Origin of the sequence: Pseudomonas sp. I8001 (assembly GCF_013385345.1) — a bacterium.
Classification (GTDB): domain Bacteria; phylum Pseudomonadota; class Gammaproteobacteria; order Pseudomonadales; family Pseudomonadaceae; genus Aquipseudomonas.
Genome location: NZ_JACAQC010000063.1, coordinates 1 through 20,854, shown reverse-complemented (window position 1 = coordinate 20,854; position 20,854 = coordinate 1). Strand labels below are relative to the sequence as shown.

The 20,854-nt window shown below is 57.6% G+C and carries 21 protein-coding genes and 1 pseudogene; 6 read left to right on the top strand and 16 right to left on the bottom strand.

The window, feature by feature from the left end:
- Nucleotides 1–21: 21 nt before the first annotated feature.
- On the bottom strand, nt 22–999 hold the full coding sequence (locus HX839_RS30925; RefSeq protein ID WP_003219159.1) for a thiamine pyrophosphate-dependent dehydrogenase E1 component subunit alpha: 978 nt from the start codon (nt 997–999) through the stop codon (nt 22–24).
- Nucleotides 1,000–1,309: 310 nt separating this feature from the next.
- Between HX839_RS30925 and HX839_RS30920 the strand changes: the two genes are divergently transcribed.
- Entirely contained in the window at nt 1,310–3,175 is a 1,866-nt protein-coding gene (locus tag HX839_RS30920; RefSeq protein WP_177029258.1) for a sigma-54-dependent Fis family transcriptional regulator, read from the top strand.
- Between the two features lie 68 nt (nt 3,176–3,243).
- Here HX839_RS30920 and HX839_RS30915 read toward each other — a convergent pair whose 3' ends face one another.
- The 4 genes from HX839_RS30915 to HX839_RS30900 all read right to left on the bottom strand — a co-directional run bounded on the left by HX839_RS30915 (nt 3,244) and on the right by HX839_RS30900 (nt 6,522).
- Nucleotides 3,244–3,726 (bottom strand): hypothetical protein, encoded by a 483-nt coding sequence (locus HX839_RS30915; protein WP_003219163.1) that lies wholly within the window; start codon nt 3,724–3,726, stop codon nt 3,244–3,246.
- A 129-nt stretch (nt 3,727–3,855) separates the two neighbouring features.
- On the bottom strand, nt 3,856–4,701 hold the full coding sequence (locus tag HX839_RS30910; protein WP_143495486.1) for a hypothetical protein: 846 nt from the start codon (nt 4,699–4,701) through the stop codon (nt 3,856–3,858).
- Nucleotides 4,702–4,705: 4 nt separating this feature from the next.
- Complete coding sequence (locus tag HX839_RS30905; protein ID WP_003219167.1) at nt 4,706–5,416, bottom strand: aspartate/glutamate racemase family protein; 711 nt, start codon at nt 5,414–5,416, stop codon at nt 4,706–4,708.
- Nucleotides 5,417–5,427: 11 nt separating this feature from the next.
- On the bottom strand, nt 5,428–6,522 hold the full coding sequence (locus HX839_RS30900) for a D-alanine--D-alanine ligase (protein WP_177068182.1): 1,095 nt from the start codon (nt 6,520–6,522) through the stop codon (nt 5,428–5,430).
- Between the two features lie 677 nt (nt 6,523–7,199).
- Between HX839_RS30900 and HX839_RS30895 the strand changes: the two are divergent.
- Nucleotides 7,200–7,352 (top strand): annotated as a pseudogene (locus tag HX839_RS30895) (helix-turn-helix domain-containing protein); the annotation flags it as partial.
- 133 nt (nt 7,353–7,485) lie between these two features.
- Here the strand turns inward: HX839_RS30895 and HX839_RS30890 are convergent.
- Nucleotides 7,486–8,265 carry an acetoin reductase gene (locus HX839_RS30890; protein ID WP_087694141.1) on the bottom strand — a complete coding sequence of 260 codons (780 nt, stop codon included), beginning with the start codon at nt 8,263–8,265 and terminating at the stop codon, nt 7,486–7,488.
- 190 nt (nt 8,266–8,455) lie between these two features.
- Here HX839_RS30890 and HX839_RS30885 point away from each other — a divergent pair, with 190 nt between their 5' ends.
- The gene (locus HX839_RS30885; RefSeq protein ID WP_087694140.1) at nt 8,456–10,618 is read left to right on the top strand and encodes a TonB-dependent siderophore receptor; all 2,163 of its coding nucleotides are present in this window, start codon (nt 8,456–8,458) and stop codon (nt 10,616–10,618) included.
- A 159-nt stretch (nt 10,619–10,777) separates the two neighbouring features.
- Here HX839_RS30885 and HX839_RS30880 read toward each other — a convergent pair whose 3' ends face one another.
- The 3 genes from HX839_RS30880 to HX839_RS30870 all read right to left on the bottom strand — a co-directional run bounded on the left by HX839_RS30880 (nt 10,778) and on the right by HX839_RS30870 (nt 13,033).
- Nucleotides 10,778–11,098, bottom strand: coding sequence for a DUF6124 family protein (locus HX839_RS30880; RefSeq protein ID WP_177068181.1), 321 nt, complete (start codon nt 11,096–11,098; stop codon nt 10,778–10,780).
- A gap of 348 nt (nt 11,099–11,446) precedes the next feature.
- Nucleotides 11,447–11,884 carry a carboxymuconolactone decarboxylase family protein gene (locus HX839_RS30875; protein ID WP_003219182.1) on the bottom strand — a complete coding sequence of 146 codons (438 nt, stop codon included), beginning with the start codon at nt 11,882–11,884 and terminating at the stop codon, nt 11,447–11,449.
- A gap of 111 nt (nt 11,885–11,995) precedes the next feature.
- Nucleotides 11,996–13,033 (bottom strand): AraC family transcriptional regulator, encoded by a 1,038-nt coding sequence (locus HX839_RS30870; RefSeq protein WP_177068180.1) that lies wholly within the window; start codon nt 13,031–13,033, stop codon nt 11,996–11,998.
- A 203-nt stretch (nt 13,034–13,236) separates the two neighbouring features.
- On the opposite strand from HX839_RS30870, the gene HX839_RS30865 reads away from it, so the two are divergent.
- Nucleotides 13,237–14,178, top strand: coding sequence for a transporter (locus tag HX839_RS30865; protein ID WP_003219185.1), 942 nt, complete (start codon nt 13,237–13,239; stop codon nt 14,176–14,178).
- Nucleotides 14,179–14,305: 127 nt separating this feature from the next.
- Here the strand turns inward: HX839_RS30865 and HX839_RS30860 are convergent, their stop codons facing one another.
- The 5 genes from HX839_RS30860 to HX839_RS30840 all read right to left on the bottom strand — a co-directional run bounded on the left by HX839_RS30860 (nt 14,306) and on the right by HX839_RS30840 (nt 19,291).
- Complete coding sequence (locus tag HX839_RS30860) at nt 14,306–15,514, bottom strand: DSD1 family PLP-dependent enzyme (RefSeq protein ID WP_177068187.1); 1,209 nt, start codon at nt 15,512–15,514, stop codon at nt 14,306–14,308.
- Between the two features lie 59 nt (nt 15,515–15,573).
- Nucleotides 15,574–16,902, bottom strand: a complete 1,329-nt coding sequence (locus tag HX839_RS30855; RefSeq protein ID WP_177068186.1) for a D-arabinono-1,4-lactone oxidase — start codon at nt 16,900–16,902, stop codon at nt 15,574–15,576.
- A gap of 77 nt (nt 16,903–16,979) precedes the next feature.
- Nucleotides 16,980–17,348, bottom strand: coding sequence for a cytochrome c5 family protein (locus HX839_RS30850; RefSeq protein ID WP_177009874.1), 369 nt, complete (start codon nt 17,346–17,348; stop codon nt 16,980–16,982).
- A gap of 236 nt (nt 17,349–17,584) precedes the next feature.
- Nucleotides 17,585–18,337 carry an outer membrane beta-barrel protein gene (locus HX839_RS30845; RefSeq protein ID WP_003210885.1) on the bottom strand — a complete coding sequence of 251 codons (753 nt, stop codon included), beginning with the start codon at nt 18,335–18,337 and terminating at the stop codon, nt 17,585–17,587.
- Between the two features lie 123 nt (nt 18,338–18,460).
- Nucleotides 18,461–19,291, bottom strand: a complete 831-nt coding sequence (locus tag HX839_RS30840; RefSeq protein WP_177029252.1) for an arylamine N-acetyltransferase — start codon at nt 19,289–19,291, stop codon at nt 18,461–18,463.
- Between the two features lie 158 nt (nt 19,292–19,449).
- On the opposite strand from HX839_RS30840, the gene HX839_RS30835 reads away from it, so the two are divergent.
- Nucleotides 19,450–19,695, top strand: a complete 246-nt coding sequence (locus HX839_RS30835) for a DUF6555 family protein (RefSeq protein WP_023658994.1) — start codon at nt 19,450–19,452, stop codon at nt 19,693–19,695.
- A gap of 35 nt (nt 19,696–19,730) precedes the next feature.
- Here HX839_RS30835 and HX839_RS30830 read toward each other — a convergent pair whose 3' ends face one another.
- Both HX839_RS30830 and HX839_RS30825 read right to left on the bottom strand, forming a co-directional pair.
- A complete protein-coding gene (locus HX839_RS30830; protein ID WP_003210890.1) occupies nt 19,731–19,925 on the bottom strand; it encodes a DUF6021 family protein in 195 nt (64 codons plus the stop codon).
- Between the two features lie 24 nt (nt 19,926–19,949).
- Nucleotides 19,950–20,123 carry a hypothetical protein gene (locus HX839_RS30825; RefSeq protein ID WP_173883076.1) on the bottom strand — a complete coding sequence of 58 codons (174 nt, stop codon included), beginning with the start codon at nt 20,121–20,123 and terminating at the stop codon, nt 19,950–19,952.
- A 153-nt stretch (nt 20,124–20,276) separates the two neighbouring features.
- Here HX839_RS30825 and HX839_RS30820 point away from each other — a divergent pair, with 153 nt between their 5' ends.
- The gene (locus tag HX839_RS30820; RefSeq protein WP_087693365.1) at nt 20,277–20,798 is read left to right on the top strand and encodes a DUF3087 family protein; all 522 of its coding nucleotides are present in this window, start codon (nt 20,277–20,279) and stop codon (nt 20,796–20,798) included.
- Nucleotides 20,799–20,854: the final 56 nt, after the last annotated feature.

Genomic DNA, 20,854 nt, shown 5'->3' with positions numbered 1-20,854 from the left:
TGTTTTTGTAGTGGGTGGCGGTTAGCGGTAGGCGACGTAGACATCGCTGAGCAGGTCGGCGGCCTGGGGTTTGGGATCGGACTTGGCCAGGCGCACGGCGTCTTCGATCAGCTGCGCGACTTCGGTGTCGATGCGTTCGAACTGAGCCGCGTCGAGCCAGCCTTCGGCGGTGCAGCGCTGGCGAAACAGGCTCAGGCAGTCGCCGGTTTCCCGCAGGTTTTTCACTTCGTCCGGGCCGCGATAGGTTTGCGCATCGCCTTCGAAGTGGCCGTAGAAACGGCTCAGTTTGACCTCCACCAGCGTCGGCCCTTTACCGCTGCGGGCACGCTCTACCGCGACGCCGAGGGCGGCGTGCACGGCAAAAAAGTCGTTGCCGTCGACAATCACCCCCGGCATGCCAAAACCCACGGCACGCTCGGCAATGTCCTTGCAGGCCACCGACCAGCCGGACCCGGTGGCTTCGGCATATCCGTTGTTCTCGGCCACGAACAGGCACGGCAGGTTCATGATCGAGGCCAGGTTCATCGCTTCAAACACCGCGCCCTCGTTGGAGCCGCCGTCGCCGAAAAACGCGACCGCCACACCCGCGCTGCCCTTGAGCTTGGCCGCCAGCGCCGCACCGGCTGCCAGCGGCGCCCCGGCACCCACAATGCCGTTGGCGCCGAGCATGCCCTTCTCCTGGTCGGCGATGTGCATGGAGCCGCCCTTGCCGCCGCAGACGCCGGTCTTCTTGCCGTAGATCTCGGCCATCATGCCGAACACATCCACGCCCTTGGCGATGCAATGGCCGTGGCCACGGTGGTTGGAGGCGATGCAATCTTCATCGTTGAGGTGGGCCATGACCCCGGCGGCGCTGGCCTCCTGGCCGGCATACAAATGCACGAAACCGGGAATCTCGCCGGTGGCGAATTCCACGTGCAGGCGTTCTTCGAAATCACGGATGGTGCGCATCACGGTGTAGGCATGGAGCAGTTGATCGGTGGACAGGTGAGTGGACATCTTGTTGTTCTCCAGGTTGTCTCGACACACAAAAGGCTGGATCAGGCCAGCTGCAAGGCACTCAGCACGGCCTGTGCCAATCCGTTGGAAAACCCGGAAAAGCCTTGACCCAGAGCAGTTGTCTGGAAGCGTGGACGTGCCACTGTGGGCCGTTCAATGAGACGCGCCGTTGCAACCTGCCCGCAGCGTCTCAGGCGCAATGAGACGCTGCGTCTCACCTCGGGCAGTTGGTCAGGCCGGCCTTGTTCCTCCCGGCCCATGGGCGCTTAATGGCGGGCATAACAACAAGGATCGAGAACCGGAGGCTTCCATGCTCGCCGTGAACTCCAAGGACCATGTCGACTGTGTCAGCCGCGTGGTACGCAACGCCGACCGCCTGCCCCAGGCTCCGGTGCCGTCGCTGATTTTTGATTCCTGGCGCCGCTCCATGGAGCAGCACCACCTCGACCCCGGTTCCCTGCAAGGGCCGCGCATCCTCACCAGCACCCTGCTCAAGGAATGCCGCGAACGCGCCGAACTGTTCATGCGCATCGCCAGTGAGGAAGTCGGGCAGATTCACAATCGGGTGCGCCACGCCGATTACTGCGTGATGCTCACCGACGCCCAGGGCCAGACCATCGACCACCGCGTGGACGCCGGCATTCGCAACGACTGCCGCAAGGCCGGCCTGTACCTCGGCACCTGCTGGTCGGAAGCCGAGGAAGGCACCTGCGGCGTGGCCACGGTGCTGACCAGCAAGGCCGCGGTCACCGTGCACAAGCGCGACCACTTTCGTGCGGCGTTTATCGGCCTGACCTGCTCTGCCGCCCCCATCTTTGATCCCCAGGGCAACCTGCTGGGCGTGATGGACGCCTCCGCCCTGAAATCGCCGGATGACCGGCGCAGCCAGCACCTGGTGCGGCAGATGGTGGCGCAAAGCGCGCGGGCCATCGAGAACGCGTTTTTCATGCACAGCGCCCGGCAACATTGGGTGTTGCAGGCCCACAGCACGCCCGGTTACGTCGACAGCCAGCCGGACATGCTGCTGGCGTGGGATCAGGATGGGCGGCTGCAAGCCTTGAACAGCAAGGCGCGGCAGGCCCTGAGGTTGCGCTTCGGGCAATTGCCGGAGCATATCGGCGAAGTGTTTGACCTGGACGCGTTGCGCGCCGTGACCGATCAATCGACGCAGCAGTTGCATTGGCTCGGCGAGCCGGGGGCGTTGCAGGTACGGGTCAGCGCGCCGCGGCGTAAGGCTGCACGTACGACGGTGTCTTCGAGTCATCAGGTAGACCCGCGAGTAGAAGAACATCTGCGCCTGGCCGTGCGGGTCAAGGACCGCAACCTGCCGGTGCTGGTCCAGGGCGAAACCGGCGCCGGCAAGGAAGTGTTTGCCCGCCAGTTGCATGAACGCAGTGCCCGTCGCGACGGCCCCTTTGTGGCGGTGAACTGCGCGGCGATCCCGGAAAACCTGATCGAGAGCGAACTGTTCGGCTACGTGGCCGGAGCATTTACCGGTGCCTCCAGCAAGGGCATGACCGGGCTGCTGTTGCAGGCCGATGGCGGCACGTTGTTTCTCGACGAGATCGGCGACATGCCGCTGGCGTTGCAGACGCGACTGCTGCGGGTAATGGCCGAAGGTGAAGTGGCGCCGCTGGGCGGGGCAAAAACCCGGGCGGTGGATATCCAGGTGATCTGCGCCAGCCATCGGGACTTGGCGGCGCTGGTGAGTGCTGGAAGCTTTCGCGAGGATTTGTATTTCCGGTTGGGCTGTGCGCGGTTCTGTGTGCCGCCATTGCGCGAGCGCATGGACAAACTGGCATTGATCAATCGGCTTCTGGAGCAGGAGGCGCGGCACAGCGGTGTTGCGGTCGGGATCGCGGCAGCGGCGCTGGAGTCGCTGCTGGGTTATGCCTGGCCGGGGAATGTGCGGCAACTGCGGCATGTATTGGCATACGCCTGTGCGGTGTGCGACGGCGGGACAATTCAACTGGCGGATTTGCCGGTGGAAGTTCGTGGTGACGCGGTTGCGGTGGAAACATCGGAAAGCGTGAGTCCTGAGCGGCAGTTGGTGCTGGACGCACTGATTCGGCATCGCTGGAAGCCGCTGGCGGCGGCGCAGGCGTTGGGGATTTCCAGGGCGACCTTGTATCGGCGGGTTAACCAGCTGGGTATCGACATGCCCGGAAAACACTGACAAGCCCATCGAATGGCAGCTTATAGCTGCCTACCCCAGACAGGCGTTATCAAAAACCACTTCTACTCTTATCTAATTAAGACTCCTCGACCCGCAAAGTACCTTCCGAAGGACTCAGCATTCATGACGACGTTTTCCTGCGAATGTGAGTTATGACCCGATGGGTTATGAAACTTCAGGAAGTCATCAGTTGCGTCTGTTACCAATACAAGATGACCTCCTTTCTTTGGCGGCTCTTGCTCAGGCCATCGAATAGAAGGGTGCACAGACGCAATAAAGAAATGACCGTCAGTAAACATCGGCTTGATCTCCTCCGCAGAGATACCGGTGACAATCTGTGCCTTCAGACCAAATTCTTTATTTAACATCTCAATCGCCGGCGCATAAATCATCCCATGGATACTTTCGCCATCGACTACGTAGGCTCCGTAGGCCAACGCCTTTTCCAGAAGGCTGAACGTTGAGTGAACGAGACCCGTCTTGGCGGCAAGAAGCATCTTAAGGCAGGCCATGCCACATACGTGATTAGCCCACAATGCATACTCATCCACGCATCGGGCTCCAGAGTTTATCCAAAGCGGATCCTCAGAAACCGTCTTCTCGCCAGAAATTATATCGGCAGCCAAAAGTCGGGATTCCCATTGGCAGAAATAAGGAACGCATGCGACCATAAACACACCTCATTTAATAAAAAGTGGAACGGTTCCTAAAAAAGCGATAGCCCCAAAGAAAATTTGGGATTTTGCACGCCCTTCTTTATATAAGAAATAGGCGACGATCATAAGCAATGGAACTCTCATCGAAATTGCTAAATATCCATAGCTAACTGGTAGAGTCCCCGCCAGCGCAAAATTAAAAATTAACTCAGGAATGGTCCATCCCAACGCGATCATCACCCACAAACCAAATCTCATTCCAGACTTCTCATATATAAAAAATCGCGCGGACACCCAATTGCCAATTCCGACATATAGTAAATATACGTACCAACCAGACGCTGGTATTCCAACCTTGTCACATCCAGCAAATCCTATTACGGCGAGAATCATAAAATAGAATCTAAATTTATCAATCCGAGGCATAAAACTCAGATGACCAAAAATCACAAAACAAATCCCCCCTATAAAAAGAACGAGTACTGAAAGTATGCCCTGCCCTGATATCTGACTGCCAAAAAGCCAATACTCCAAAAAAACTATCGCACCGATTGCAATCGGAAAAATATATGCCGTGGCAGAAACGCTACGGCCAATTATCTGTTGCTGGACAACAAGGAGCATCGTAAGCAAGCCCCCCTTAGTTAGCCCCGCTATCGCTCCCGACGCATTCAGGAGCATATCCGTATTCGCCAGCCCAGTTACCCAAGCAATAGGAAACAACAATAAACAAATACAGGTAGTTCCAGACCCAATCGCCCAAGCAGTAGTTTTTGGAAGAGCTTTACTCGCTACACTTCGAAAGAACAGAGTTCTCAAAGTAACACATAATAGTATCGACAGAAATGCTAACCCTTGAACGAAGCTCAATTAACTAGCCCCCTAAGCCTCTTGAAACTCTCTGGCGACCTAAAGCCGCCGCAATATGCACATCAATTGAGTCAATCAAATCAACCCCGCCATATTCTGATCGTTCATCGACAATCAAAGGCAACTCAGTACACCCCAATATTAAACTTTCTACACCCTGATCAATCAGATTATCCATCGCTCGATAGACCGCGCTCTTGGCTTTCTTGGAAAAATTATGTAGACACAAGTCATCATAAATCGCGGCATGGACAGCATAACGGAGATGCGCCTCCGGCAAAGAAACCTCAATATCTTCCACTCCAAATCTATCGACATAAAAACCACGTTCCATCACATACTTGGTCCCCAGCAATCCTACTTTTTTGAATCCAGAGGCCTTAACCGCGGAAATCGTTGCATCTATGACATTTATAACCGGAATGGAAATCTTATTTTTGAGCAAGTCGCAAGTCTTACTAGTGGTATTGGAACATATTAATATCTTGGTTACCCCCGCACACTCCAACTTAATCGCCGCACTTAACAGAATCTCAAACTCACCTTTAAAATCATCTTCTTGTTGACACTTTAGGATTTTACTAAAATCTAGACTAAACACCATAAGATCCGCCGATTTGTGCCCACCTGCTTCCTGCGCGATCAGATTGAACCTACGATAATACTCCATTGTAGAAACCCAACTTACACCTCCAATCAAACCAATGCGTTCCATGCCATTGCTCCTTAATCTATCGTGTAGTCAACTTTAGAAAGCCTCATAACCTTCATATCATCCTGAGAGACAAAGTTAAGTATCATATCTGCCAAGGAAAGCCCATATCCATTCAACATTTTTGGAAGAATACTATTACGCATCAGCCCAGGGATTGGATTGGCCTCTAAAAAATACACATCACCACTTGGAGTTAAAATGTAATCAAAACGGCACATATGTGAAAAACCTAACTCATCAAATAAGTCCCGAGAAACACGCTTCATATGCAGGATCTCCACAGTATCCTCCTCCATCAGGACCTCATCAGCGCTACCAATCCGGTGCTTCTCCTCATGTCCAAAAAAGCCTCTCTTTGTATCAATTCTAATGGCTGGTAAGACAACGACTTTTTGATTAAGCCTTATGCATCCTATAGAATACTCTTGACCCTCAACAAACTCTTGAATCAAAGCTCTTTCGTCATATTTGAATATAGCGCGCAGATTATCTTCTATTATAGATATTTCAATATCGGAAACCGTATATTGCTCAGTAAACAAAGACGCCCCCAATGAGTTAGGCTTAACGACTACTTTAAGCCCATCAAAGAGATTTTTTATCTCCGCGACTGCCGAACAAGACTTAGCGTCTGTTAACGTTAACGTCGCAGGTACTTTTATAGTACTTTGCGACCCTGATACGTAGCACTGCATGTGAATTTTGCTCATTGCCAAACTTGACGGCAAAACTGGCCCAAAAGTACCACGAAGACCAACAATATTAGCCAAACCTTGAATATGCCCATCTTCCCCATAATTACCATGCAAAAGATTAACGATATAACCATTGGCACCTAATACATGCTTTGCGAAAGTCGCATAATCCACTGCATTCTTTGAGACCATATAGTCACGAGAGTGCCAACTTCTGTCAAAATCATAAAAACTAACATAATTATCAGAATCAACATAATAAACATGATTTATACACACACCACAATTTTCAGTACACAACTGATCATATACATAGCTGAAGGACTCCCTAGATGCGGCGTGCTCCGGCGACATCCCTCCAAAAATCAATGACACTTCAACCATATTACTCGAAACACTAAGAGCACCCATTTTATTTCCTCCATGGAAGCCGACAATAAATCCTCAATAGCCAAGGCTCCCGCGCAAACCAATCAGAACGAAATTTGATCACGTAGCAACTCAAGCTTAAAAACCGGCGAAGCATTTCAGCCTATCAAAATCATTCAATCAATATCGCGAAGTACAATTCAAAAGAAGCACCACCATGCATTCAAAAAAAATCCTCAATACTGATAAAAATAAACTGGCGAAGAACCTTCAGAAGAACCAGTACCAGATAAATCTTGGAACTTATATAAAGCAGAAGGCACAAATATAAAACAATGAAACAACACTTAATGCAACCCCTTCAGATGTGAAGTTTTTTTGAAAAAAACCAAGCCCACCCACACCACAACAGAAAATTACTCTTATAAATCAGACGTATACGTAAAAAAACAAAGTAAAAGCAATTGATAAATCACATAAAAATTCAACTTTCAGGCCAACTTACTCACCAACAGATAACATTACCCCTACAGGCACAATAGTAGTGTCCTACGGAACTTTCGCAGAATCAGAGATGATACATCCACCAAAGAGCTTCAATTGATCCTTATATATTTTTTGTGCGAGCGTACTTACACGCGCCGCCTATGTCTGCGCGATTTGTGAGAGGTGATTCAATCGGTAGATGTCCCGATGAAGCGGTTGCGGTTGAAGAGCAGGAAAGCGTGAGCCCGGAGCGGCAACGGGTGCTGGATGCGTTGATTCGGCATCGATGGAAGCCGCTGGCGGCGGCGCAGGCGTTGGGGATTTCCAGGGCGACCTTGTATCGGCGGGTTAACCAGCTGGGTATCGACATGCCCGGCAAGCACTGACCCAACACGGTCAAAAATGTGGGAGCGGGCTTGCTCGCGAAGGCGGTGTACCAGTCAACATTTCCGGTGACTGACACTCCGCCTTCGCGAGCAAGCCCGCTCCCACATTTTTTGACCGAGTGATTCCGCCGGCTCAGCGGTACAGAATCCCGCCATCAATCAACGGCGATTGCCCGGTCATGTAATCCGAATCCGGCCCCGCCAGGTACGACACCAGCCCCGCTACATCCTCCGGCGTTTCCGCCCGGCCCAACGCAATCCCGTCCACATACTTCTTGTACGTCGCCCCCACCTCGGCGCCGGTAATCTCGGCCATGCGTTTGTCGATCTCGACCCACATATCCGTGCCCACCACACCCGGGCAGTAGGCGTTGACGGTAATCCCGTCACTGGCCAGTTCCCTCGCCGCGGCCTGGGTCAGCGCGCGCACGGCAAACTTGGTGGCCGAATACACCCCCAGCAACGCAAAGCCTTCATGGCCGGCAATCGAGCAGGCGTTGATGATCTTGCCCCTCTGCTTCAGCGCCTTGAATTTCTTGCCTGCGGCCTGGATGCCCCAAAGCGTGCCCTGCACGTTGATACGCAACGTGCGGTCGACCTGTTCCGGGGTTACGTCCAGCAGTGCGTCAATCTGTGCGACACCGGCGTTGTTGATGATGATGTCGAAGCCGCCCAGGGTCTGGTGGGCATGGTCCACCGCCGCGACCACTTGCTCCAGCTTCGAGACATCGGCGACATACACCGAGGCCTTGCGCCCCAGTGCAACGACTTCGGCCGCCACCGCTTCAATCTTCGCGCTGTTGATGTCCACCAACGCAATGTCGGCGCCGTCCCGCGCCAGGCGCAGGGCGATGGCCCGGCCGATGCCTTGCCCGGCGCCGGTCACCAGTGCAACTTTTCCAGCGATACTCATGACGATCTCCTTCAACGGTGAGAGAAGCCTTGTCTATCGCAGTTGCCAGGGGCCGCTGTCGAGCAGCAGCAGGATTGATCTGCGGGCTGAGACGGGACGTCTCAAAGCGAACCATTCTCGAAAACTTGTAAAACGCCGCCGTTATGCCTAGCTTATGCGCCCTCCGCTCTGCGCTCTCAGGCCTTCCCCCATGGTTTTGCGTCTTCGCCCCGCTGCCCCTTCACGTTTTGCCCTCGGCCTGTTGCTCAGCGCAGGTATTGGAAGCAGCCAGGCGGCTGATATCGAGCTGCCGGAGGTGAAGGTCCAGGGCCAGGATGAATCCGGCTATAACACCGACACCGCGTCGGTGGGCGCTTTCAATGAGGCGCCGTTGCTCGACACGCCGGCCTCGATCGCGGTGTTCAACGAGTCGTTGATCAAGGACCAGCAGGCGCGCTTGCTCAGCGAAGTGCTGCGCAATGACGCCTCGGTGGGCGACAGCTATGCGCCCATCGGCTACTACGAAAACTTCGTGGTGCGCGGTTTCTCGCTGAATGCCGCCAGCAGTTACAAGATCAATGGCCGCACCATCACCGGCGAGCAGAACGTTGCCCTGGAGAACAAGCAGCGCGTGGAGCTGCTCAAGGGATTGTCGGGTATGCAAAGCGGGATTTCCGAGCCCAGCGGCGTGATCAATTACGTGACCAAGCGCCCGGAGGATGTGCGCTCGGTGACGGTGTCCACCGATGATCGCGGCAGTGGTTACCTGGCCACCGACGTGGGCGGCTGGTTTGGCAGCGAGCAGCAGTTCGGCCTGCGCGCCAACGTGGCCCATGAAGACCTGCATTCCTATGTCGAACATGCCAATGGCCACCGGGATTTCCTGTCCCTGGCGTTCGACTGGAACATCAGCCCCGACGCGGTATTGCAGCTGGATGCCGAGTATCAGAACAAGCAACAGCGCTCGGTGCCGGGTTATCAGCTGCTGGGCGGGACCGAGGTGCCGCACGACGCGTCGCCGAAAAAACTGCTGGGGCATCAGAGCGGTGCGAATCAGGTAGGGATTGATTCGCTGAACCTCAACGGCAAGTTTGAATATCGCTTCAGTGACCAGTGGAAAGGCAGCGTCAGCGCGGCGCGCAGCAAGGTGGTGATTGATGATTACAGTTCGTTTGCGTGGGGCTGCTACGGGTCCGCGAGCTGTGCCGGGGCCAAGGTACCGAACTACTTCAGCCCGGAAGGCAACTACGATATCTATGACTTCCGCAGCCCTGATGACACCCGGCGCGATGATGAAATCCAGGCCGCGATGACCGGGTTGTTCAATACCGGTGGCCTGGGGCATGAGTTGACGTTTGGCAGCAGTGCGTTTCGGCGAGTGGTGGACAAGCGCGAATCGGTCAACGAGATGATTGGCTCCGGCAATATCAATCAGGACCCGGAAAACTTCGCGCCCACCGATAAGCCCCTGAACGATAGTCATCGCAACCTCGACAGCCGCCAATACGGCCTGTTCGTCACCGACCGCATCAGCTTCAACGAGCAATGGCAGACCATCGTGGGCGGCCGCGAAGTGCGCCTGGACGAAAAGGCTTTCGATGATCAGGGCAACGAGTCGCGCCACACCCGGCAGTATGTGTTCCTGCCCCAGGCGGCGCTGATCTACAAACCGATTGAAAACCTGTCGCTCTACACCAGCTACAGCAAAGGCCTGTCCCTGGGCGGTACCGCGCCGTGGTTTGCCCTGAATAAAGATGAAACCCTCGCCCCGACAGTTTCCCGCCAGATCGAAGCCGGGGTGAAATACGACTGGCGCCGCATCAGCTTTGCCGCCGCGATCTTCCAGACTCGCCAGGCCTATCAATATGCCAGGCCGGATGACGCCGGCGACTACACCTACGTGCAACAGGGCGAGCAGAAAAACACCGGCCTGGAATTGTCCGCCAACGGCTGGGCCACCCAGCGCTTGCAGATCGCCGCCAGCGTCGCGGCCATCCGTGCACGGGTGACGGGCAGCGGCACGCCGGAATACGAAGGCCATCAAGCGATCAACGTGCCGAAACTGCGGGCCAGTCTGTACGCCGACTACGCCCTGCCCTGGGTCGACGGCCTGGCGCTGCTCGGCGGCGTGCAATACAGCGCCAACAAGTACGCCAATCGCACCGGTGATGTGGAAGTGGGCGACTACGCCATCGTCAACGTCGGCAGCCGCTACACCACCAAACTCGATGGCTATGAAACGGTGTTTCGCCTGAGCGTCGACAACCTGTTCGACAAGCGTTACTGGCGCGATGCTGGCGAATACATGGGCGATGACTACCTGTTCCAGGGTGCGCCGTTGACGGCGCGCTTGAGTGCAACAGTTAACTTCTAGAAGAACAAAGGTGGGAGCCGTCGAGCTTTAGCGAGGCCGCGATGGCGGTGGATCAGCCGATATCAATATTGACTGTGCCGCCACCATCGCAGCCTCGCCGGGGCTCGACAGCTCCCACACTGGATCTGCTTCTTAGGTTGAATACGGTTCCTTAACCGCCTAGACCGGACATTTCTGCCCCATCGCCCGATCAACCAACAACACCGTCAACTCCAGCAACTGCCCGATGGCCAGTAACTGACAACGTTGCTTGTCGTCCATTGTCTCCGCCAGATCCTGAACAAGGCCGCACGCGCCATTAAGGGTCTCATAGGCGTTGGCCAGCAGCGCCTCCGTATTGGCGGCAGCATTGATGGAAAACAGTGGAAGGTAGCCGTTGGTGTGTGGCGGGGGTGGAAGAGAGTGATGGGCAGCGCGACTCGCAGCGTCCAACAGCGCTGCTGAATCTTTAGGCGGGGGATTCGGCGTGACTTTGTGCATGACATATCTCCAAGTTTGGCTGGAGCTGCACCTAATCGCCGCGACGCGATGGAAGGTGGCAGCTGTACGCAGGTTCGCGGACCGAGAACTTGGAACTCGGCATACCCGAAGGTATCCCACGCACAGCTGCCATAACACGAAACGCCGAACACCAAAGTGTCCGGCGCAAAGCGGTGGCAATTATGCATCAAGTTAGCGGGCCGCGAAGCCCGATTGCTGAGTGTCAGCAACCGGGGGAGGTTAATCTGCGGTCCAAATCGAAGCAATCCCGGCATCTCGTGGGAAAATTCTGTGGGTCTGCTACGCAGCCCAGCGGGAGCAAGCTCCCTCGCCACAGGTGACGCGGGGTTATTTAGGCATCTTGCGAAAACCCACCGCCAGACGGTTCCAGCTGTTGATGGTGGCGATCGCCACGCTCAGGTCGACTTGCTCTTGCGGGCTGAAGTGGGCGGCCAGTTCGGTGAAGTCTGCATCCGGTGCGTGGGTCTGGCTGAGCAGGGTCAGGCTTTCGGCCCAGGCCAGCGCGGCGCGTTCACGGGGGGTGAAGAACGGCGTTTCACGCCAGGCCGACACGGTGTACAGGCGGCGCTCGGTCTCGCCCCCCTTGCGGGCGTCGGCGGTGTGCATGTCGAGGCAGAAGGCGCAGCCGTTGATCTGCGACACACGCAGGCGCACCAGTTCCAGCAGCGGCAGTTCGATGGACAGTTTGCCGACGGCAGCCTCCAGGGCCAGCATGGCTTTCATGGCATCCGGGGAGGCGGTGTAGAAGTCGGTACGAGCTTGCATGGTGATACTCCAGAACAGTGGGGATTGGTGTCTAGAGTAGTGACGAGGGGGCATTGGACAAATAGCCAATCCGGGGAAAGATCAGGTAGCCAATGGGGCCAATCCTGACGATCACCCCGGCCCTGCGCCTTCACCGCGAAACGCACTGGGGCTCAGCCCGGTCCAGCGCTTGAACGCCCGCCGAAAACTGCGCACATCGCTGTAGCCAACTTCCTCGGTGATCCGTTCGATGGACAACCCCGGGTTGCTCAGCAAGCCCATGGTCCTTGCCCTGCGCACCTGTTCCAGCAAGCCCTCGAACGTCAGCCCATGCTCGGTCAGGCGCCGGCGCAAGGTACGCCCGCTCATGTTCAAGTCACTGGCGACCTTTTCCAGCTGGCTGCCCTGCAAATCCCGGGAAATCGCGCGCTCCACCGCCTGGATCAAATCCATTTTCTGATGCAGTTGCGCGCTTTCCAGTTCTAGCAGTTCCAGGGCCTGGCGCAAGGCCAGGGCATGGTGATTGGGCAGCCGCACGTCCAGCCAGTGGCTGGCCAGGACCATGCGGTTATGCAGGCAGCCAAAACGCACATCCGTACCTAACAGTTGGTGATAGTCAGCGACATAGGTGGGCGCGGCGTGGATAAATTCGACCCGCAGCGGCATGAAGCCCTCGCCCACCAGGGCGCGGCCATACACCATCAGGCTGGCGAAAAACTCCTCGGCGGCAAACACCTGCACCTCGGCGTAGGGCAGCAGGCATTCGATATCGACGAAAACTTCCTGGGGGCCTTCATGGGTGCGCGAGGTGGCGATACCACCGGAGGTGTGCTGATGACGTTCCCCGATGGCAAACGCATCGCGCAACGTCTTGCACAGTGAAATCACATGGCCGAGCAGGCCCAGGGTGCCGAGTACGTTCTGATGGCCTACCCACAGGCCCAGCCCCTGGTCGGGCAACACCTTGAGTGCACGCTGGATCATCGCTACCGCCTGGCGATAGGAAATGCGCTGGGCCGGGTCGTCCAGGTCGGCCAGGGTGAATCCCAGGCCACGGCACAGGTGCTCGGCGCTCGCGCCTTTTTGCGCGACCACTTGGCCGAGGGTTTGCAACAGAAATGGCGAGACCAGGGCCAGACCATAGTGCGGATCAACGGCTTTCCTTTGCATGGATCTTCGATTCCCGACTGAGTGCTTCAGTTCTTGTTTTGGAAACATCCTGACAATCATAGGCTCTTGCAAGAACTGCTGCACTCTGGATGAAAGCTGTCCGCCAAAGTCCCCCTATGTGGCCGCCAATACCCTGCCCCGCCGGGCGCCGAGGGCTTATTTCTATAGGCAGCGTCGTCCTGATAATAATAATGAGCCCAGACATGAACACGACCCGTGCGTTTTACCCCGTGCAACTCGCCCTGTTGACCCTCATCAGCCTGCCGGCCCTGGCCACCGAAGGCGGCGTCGACAACATCGGCCCCGGCACCGATGGCTTCTACATCCTGCCGCTGGACGTCAACAACCTGCCCGACCACATGTTCGCCTTCAACATCTATTACAACCATTACGAAGCCAGGAAGCTCGATATCAGCTCGTTGGGTGGCAAGGTGCCGGACGTGAAGATCAAGTCCGACGCGATCATCCCGCGCCTGGATTACCTCAGCCCGTTGCGGGTATTCGGCGGGCGCCTGGGCGGCTACATCGCCCAACCGTACCTGAAGCAACAGGTGTCGCTGTTCGGCATGTCCGACACCCGGGAAAGCATGGGCGACACCACCGTGGCGCCGATCATCCTCTGGGACCTGGGCAAGAACCTGACAGTGGGCACCGCCCTGGAAATCACCCTGCCCACCGGCGAATACGACGCCACGCGCCTGGCCAATACCAGCAACAATTTCTACACCTACAAACCGTTGGTGTCGGCGACCTGGATGCCCAACGAGCGCACTGAGCTGTCGATCAAGACCACCTACAGCTTCAACAAGGAAAACCCCGATACCCATTACCGGTCGGGGCAGATTTTTCACTTCGACTACTCGGCCAGCTACAAGGTGACGGATAACCTCAGCCTTGGGCTCAACGGCTACTACCTCAAGCAGACCACCGACGATAAGCAATACGGGCATACCGTGGTGAACATCTATGGCGAAGATGTGGATGACGGGGTCAAGGGCCAGGTGTTTGCGATCGGTCCGGCGGTGTATTTCACCTTCCTCAAGTATGCGAGTGCCGAGGTGCGCTGGGCCAAGGAGTTTGATGTGCAGAACCGGCCGGAAGGCGACATGTTGTGGGCGAAGTTGACGATTCCGTTTGCCCTGTAAACCCGACAAAAACTGTAGGAGCGAGCTTGCTCGCGAAAAACGTCAACGATAACGCGGGCTGCCTGGAAGACCGCGTCGTCCTTGGGTTTTTCGCGAGCAAGCTCGCTCCTACAGTGGGACGGCGTTGTCAGGTGTAGACCGGCCAGGTATCGACGATTTTCCCGCCCCGTACTGCCAGCAAATCGCCGAACTGCAGCAGCACAAACTCACTCTGGGTCGGGCGCAGAAACACCTGGTCTTCGACGTTCAGCCCCACCTTGGGCGAACCATTGACCATCTCCTGATTGGAGCTGCGCCCGTACAGGTCATTGCTCTGCAAGCCCCTGGGCGATTCAAACTCCGCCATCCAGTTGCCCCCATAAATAAAGAACGTGGCGCGCTGATTCGCATCCCACCACGAGAACAACCGCGACTTGCCGTCCAGCGCCGGAATGTCCACCGGCCCGGTGCTTTTCAACACGGGCGTGGCGATATAGGCCGCCGGCACATGCTCGCTCAGCGACGGCAAGTCATAGTGCGTCGGCTTGAGCAACGCCGTGCCCACCGACACCTCGCTGCTGAGCTTCTCCTGCTCGTGAATGCGATAGCTCGGGCTGCCTGCCGTATTCAACGTCAGCCCGTCGCGCCACAGCGGCGCAAAGTGCTGGCGGGTGTAATCCACATAGCCGTTGTAGCGCTGCATGACTTTGTCGAACAGGTCCTGGGGCGAGCCGAGAATCCCCGGCACGCCCATGCCCACGAACGGGTCGTAGCCCATGAACCCACTGAATTCCAGCTGCTGCGGATGAGCGCTGATCAGCGTGAGCATTTGCCCCAGTACCGCGTTGTCGCTGATGCCGCCGCGATGCAGGCCCACATCCAGCTCGATATTGACCCGTAGTTTCGTGCCCAATCCCTGGGCCAGCGCCAGGTATTGTTGCAGGCGCTCGGGCGTGTCCAGCAGCCATTGCAGCTGGCGGGACGGGTCGAACGGGCCCTTGTGGGTTTGGTAAAACAGCTCGGCAGAACGCACCGGCAACGGCTTGCCCAGCAGGATGTCCGCATCGGGAAAGACCTGGGCGTCGTGATTCAGAAATGGCTGATGAAACGACATCAGGCGCTGGGTGCCGGCTCGCTTGGCGATGTACGCCAGCAGCCCCGGCGACGGCAGGGATTTCTCCACCAGCCGCAGGTGTTTGCCGCCGCGCTGCACTGACTGCATCACCACGTCGATGTTGTGGTCCAGGCGATCGAGGTCGATCAGCATCACCGGGCGCATCGGCCCATGGGCCTTGAGTTGCTGGTTGAGGCTGCGGAAATACTCGGTGTAAGGGCTGCCGCGGTCGCCCGGCCTCAGCAAGATGGCACCACCCACCAGCAACACGCCGGTGCCGAGCATGAAATGTCTGCGGTTCATCAGGCCACTCCCAGAATAGACGACAGGTGCGCATTGAGGAATTTGCCGCTGGGGTCCAGCTCGCGGCGCACTCGGGTAAATTCCTCCCAGCGCGGATACAGCGGCTGCAAAGTGCGCGCATTGAGGGTGTGCAACTTGCCCCAGTGCGGGCGACCGGCGTATTTCCAGAAGATCGGTTCTACGGCGGCGAAGAAGTTGTGGTGGTCCATGGTGTAGTGCTGGTGCACGGAAATCGAACAGCTGTCGCGGCCCTCGAACATGCTCAGCGGAATGTCATCGGCCTTGACGTAGCGGTACTCGATGGGAAACCAGGTGCGCAGGTCCTTATCGTTGATCAGCTTGAGGATTTCCCGCAGGCATGCCGGTCCGTGCTCGGCGGGCACCGAATATTCCATCTCGTTGAAACGCACGTTGCGCACGTTGGCGTACACCTGGAACGACTCGGCCACGCGGTCATCGAAGCTGGCAAAAAAGCGCAGGCTGTTGAGCAAGGTACGCCGGGCCTCGGGGAAATCGCTGCCGTATTTGTCGAGTTTCTCGATGATCGATACAAACTCGTTGCCGCCCGCCTCCGCCGGGTCGATGGGCGGGGTTTCGGGGTCGGTGGTTTCGTTCAGGGCGATGGACAGGGCGTAGTCGGAATGGGTCACCACGAGCATTTCCCAGTGCTGGTTTTCCCGGGTGTTCTTTGCCACGTCCTCCAGCAGTTCTTCAGTCTTGGCGATCCACTGGCGCTCCCGCAGGCGGTACGGTGCGCGGTTTTGCAGGCGGACCTGGGTGGCCACGCCGAGGGCGCCGAGGGACACCCGGGCGGCACTGAACACCTCGGGGTGGCGGTTGGCGTCGCATTCCAGCACCTCACCCTGGGCGGTCACCAGTTGCAGGCCGGTGACGCAACCGGAATATGAGGTGAAGCCCACGCCGGTGCCATGAGTGGAAGTGGAAATCGCCCCGGCCAGGGTCTGGTAGTCGATATCCGCCATGTTCGGCAGCGCCTGCCCGACGTCCTTCAACGCCTGGCCCATGCGTGACATCGGCGTACCGGCGGCGAAGGTGGCCTGCAAGGTTTGCGGGTCGTGATCCAGCAGGCCGTTGAAGTAACTCAGGGACAGCAACGTGCCGTCGGTGGGCACCAGCGCACTGAACGAATGGCCCGAGCCCACCGGCCGCACCTTGCCCGGTGCCTGGCCGATGACCTGCACCAGTTCATCAAGGTTCTTCGGCGCCAGCCGCGCCAGGGGCAGACAGGTTTGCGCCCCCGACCAATTGCGCCAGGGAATCAGCCGCGGTGCCCGGGCCAGCTGGGCCAGTACCGGGTTACTGGTCAATGCCATGAACGCGCCGGCTACCGCGCCGCGCTGCAATAATTCTCGCCGTGAAAGCCCCATCGCCTACCCCGTTATTCTTATTGGATGTGTTGACCCGACATAAAGCTGATCAGCCCCAGGAATTGCTCTTCGGAGCACTGCACGCACAGGCCCATCGGGGGCATGCCGTTGTAGCCGTTGATGGTGTGGTCCAGCAGGGTGTCCGGGCCCTGGGCAAGGCGCGGGCTCCAGGCCGGGCCGTCACCGGTCAGCGGCGCACCGGAGGCCGGGTTGGCGTGGCACAGCTTGCAACTGGTGTCGTAGACCTGGGCCAGGGCTGCGTCGCTCGGCATGGCATTGGCCGCCGTGGCACGTTCGGGGGGATGTTTCGGTTTGTCGCCACAGGCTGTCAGCAGGCAGGTCACGGCCAGCAGCAGACTGATGCGACGGGGGTTGATTGCCCGCATAGCCACCTTCTCTCTTATTGTGTGAAAGCGTGATCCACACTAAGGCAGCCAGGGCGCGGCGTTGAGGGTATTGGGGGACAGAAAGGGGGGCTTGGGCGGACAGTTGATTGAGCCGCAACGCCGATCAAATGTGGGAGCGGGCTTGCTCGCGAATGCGGTGTATCAGTCATCAGATCTGTTACTGATACACCGCATTCGCGAGCAAGCCCGCTCCCACCGTTAGAATCGAGGTGGGCTTAGAAGGCTATACCGACCTTGAACCCATACTCGTCACGCTTGAGCTTGGTGTTGTCGGCCACGTACGAATCGTCATCGAGCTTGTACTCGGTGCGGGTGTAGTACAGGCCCGCCATCACTGGCAGATCGCCTTTTTGGTTCATCAGCAGGCTGACTTCGGCGTACGGGTTGGTGCGGTCCTTGAGGTCCACGGTGTCGCTGCCGATGCCGTCGACCTTGAGCTTGGCGCGGCCGTCGATGGTATGGCGGGCGCCCAGTTCAACACGCATGGTCATGTCGTCGAACTGGTGGTTGTAGCCCAGGGCCGCCTTGGCGAACGGCGATTTGTTGGTGAGTTTCATATCGTAGTCGCCCGAGTCCGGCTCGTAGCGGGTCCAGCTGTAGCCGCCACCCACCAGCACGTCGACGAAGTTGCGCGCATCCAGCGCGGCACGCCAGCCGAGGTCGAGGTCGGCCTGGCCTTCCTTGAGCTTGTTGTCGCTCTTCTCGCCGTACTTGGCTTCGATACCGGCCTGGTAGATAAAGCCGGATTCAGCCGTCAGCTTGTTGCCGAAGTTATAGAACAGGCCGGCTTCAGGCATGTGGTCCTTGTCGCTTTGGCTACCGCCTTCGAGTTTGAAGTCGTTGTAGCTGCCGAGGATCCCGAAGGTGGAAATCGGGTCGGTCGGCGCTGCGGCGAACACCACACCAGGTGCCGCGATCAAGGCCAGGACCGAGGAATTCTTGAGGATCTTTCCGAATAGTTTGGACATCGTTTTACGTCTCCATTGCAGGTGGCAAATTATTCAGGAAACGCTTCGAACCCTCGTTTTGGCGAAAGGTTCGAATTAATTTGCACCTTTTTCGAGGTAAAACGGTTCAGCGAAGGCTCTATATCAAGCGTCTTGGACGGGAGCCAGCAAACGACCGAGAATTGACCGCAACTGCGGATGCGCCGGCAGGCGAATGCCAAAGCTGGCCTGCAACAGGTTCAGCAACTCTTCGACGTCCTCGATTGCACGCTTTTCGCTGGCCCGGTCCAGGTAGTGAATCGCGTACTGCCCGTTGTTCAGCGTGCGGCGAAATCCCGGGCCAATCAGTGCGACTTTCAGCTGGCCGAGGAACGGCGAATCCGGGTGGGTGGAGACGTACCAGTTACCGATCTCGTAGTCGAAGTGTGACTGCACCTGCAGGTCGAACACATATAAGCCGCGCCACTCACCGGCGACCTGCGCCCACAAGGTGTAGCTGCCCTCGTCCAGGCTCAGGCGATAGGGTTCATGGGCGGTGGCCTGGGTGGCATCGGTGTCCAGTTGCAAGGGACTGGTGGGCACCATGCCACCAAAGCCGACATCACTGATGTAACGCACGCCGTCCAGGGTCACCAGGCTCAGCCGATGGGTGCGCGCCGTCAGTGCATCGGGTGGCCCCCCCATCACCACACGGCCGGTAATGCCCCGCGCCTCGAAGCCCAACTCCTGCAACAAGGCCAGGAACAGCTGGTTCAGCTCGTAGCAATAACCACCACGGCCGTCGAACAGGACTTTTTGTTCGACGCTCGGCAAATCGATCGGCACCGGTGCGTGCAGCAGGGTCGACAGGCTTTCAAACGCGAAGGTGCTGACATGGCGCAACTGCAGATCCTGCAGGGTTTGCAGGGTGGGCGGAGGCGGCGTGTCGTAGCCCAGACGTTGCAGGTAGAGGCGGCTGTGGGTCAGCTCTGGCATGACGCAATCCTGGAGTCGGTGGCGAAAGCACCACTAATACCCTGACGGCGGTTATTTGCCAATTGTGGGTTGAATCAAATGCAAGTCCTCAGATGCACAAACTTTCTGAACCTTTCTGAACTGATTTATATCCATTCACTACAAGACAGGGAGGCATCATGAGTACCGCAATGATCTACACCATCCACTACTTGCTACACGGCGAACCAAAAACCTTTGTGGTGCGTGCCGAGGTCATGAACAACGCCGAAGCGTGGCATTGGGCGGCCGTTGACGCCGACATTGCCCACGTGGGGCGGATAGGCCGGCCGGGCCACGAGCGGGTGAAAAAGACCACTCGTCCCTGGGCGGAGAAGTTCGGCATCACCGAGGTGACATGGACAGCCCCGAAACGGCTTGGTTGAGGAATAAAAAGCCCCGCACGACGGCGGGGCTTGTTTCACTTTTTCAGATCACCGAGGGGATCATAGGCCGGCTTCTTGCCGGTTTTTTCTGGCTTGTCCAACGGGGCAATGGCGGGACCTACCGGGTCGACCTGTGGGTCTGCGACGTCCGGGGAATCGGGGTCGAAACCCAATTCGTCCTTGCCGCTGGAATGCTCGGATGAATGCGGGCCGCTTGTACGATTAGTCATAACTACCTCCTTGGCGCGCCGGGTCTACAGCGGGCGGGCCTTGTCGTGCAGGTTTTCCAGGTCTTCCTCGACCTGCTCTTCTTCGTCTTGCCGTTCGGCCGGGTCGTTGGGGCGCAGGGCGTCGTTGTCACGCTCCTCTTCGCCGGGCGTGCGGTCGGGGTTGGGTGTGCCGGGCGACTGTTGCTGGTACCGGGTCATGGTTCACCTCACTTGGGGGTCGGTTGCCTACAGGGGTTAGAGAAATTGCGCTGATCCATCGTTCAACCTGATTACCGTCACTCCGACGGGTGAAGCATGAGAAGATGCTGGCCGGCGTTATAACCCTACTTGTGCCATGGAGACTGACCCTGGATGTTTGAGCTCAAACCGTGCGACCCGATTGTTTTTCGCCAGCAGACGCGACGCAGTACGTTGATAGTCGCGGGGTTGTTTGTGGTGTTGGCGATGGTGCTTTCCAGCCTGGCGGTGATGCTGTTTGGTGAGCCTGGGGGGGATAATTTTCGCTTTAATGTGGGCGGGGTGTTTGCCGGGGTGTTGATTACCGTAGGGCTGGTGCGGGGGCCGTTCTGGAACCAGGCCTGGTTCGCGCCGGCGGTGTATGGGTGGCAGCTCAAGCGCAGCCTGATGAGTGTGACGAATGTGATGCACAAGGTGACTGACGGGGTGAAGGCGAATGATCCGGTGGCGATCAAGTTGCTGCGGTTTTATCACCTTGGGTTGATGCAGATGCACGAACTGGACGCCAATTCGAGTTCTCAGGCGCAGTTGGTGCGGGAGGTTGATGAGCATCTGGAGAAGATGCGGGGGTTGGGGATTGAGCCTGACCAGACGCGGTTGGATCCGGATTGGGTTGAGGCTGTGAAGGCTCGCTGATTGGGGGCATATCCGTTATTTGGGTGATGGCTGATATGGGTTCCGCTCTTACAGCG